Here is a 324-nt window from a genome sequence, read left to right as displayed (position 1 = left end):
GACCATCTGCAAGGTGAACGACCACATGGACATTGCGGCCTTCATCATGCTGGGCGATGCAGAGCTGACCGTGGCTGCTGCCACCGAGCTGCTGAAAAAGTGCCCCGAGGTTGATATTCTGCTGACCGCTGAGGCCAAGGGCATCCCTCTGGCACACGAGATGAGCCGCCAGAGCGGCAAGCCCTACATCTGCGCACGCAAGGGCGAAAAGCTCTATATGGCCGACCCTGTCGTGGTGGAGGATCAGTCCATCTCCACCGCAGGAAAGCAGAAGCTGGTCTTCGACCGCAAGGAGCTGGACAAGATGAGCGGCAAGCGTGTGCT

At 59.6% G+C, this 324-nt stretch carries 1 pseudogene; it reads left to right on the top strand.

Going from position 1 to position 324, the window contains the following annotated elements:
* Positions 1 to 324, top strand: a pseudogene (locus P0G09_RS16760) (adenine phosphoribosyltransferase); the annotation flags it as partial.

Source organism: Faecalibacterium sp. DFI.5.82, assembly GCF_029076575.1.
Taxonomy (GTDB): Bacteria; Bacillota; Clostridia; order Oscillospirales; family Ruminococcaceae; genus Faecalibacterium; species Faecalibacterium duncaniae.
Note: the sequence above shows the minus strand (reverse complement) of the source record. Positions and strands in the feature narration are given on the sequence as shown.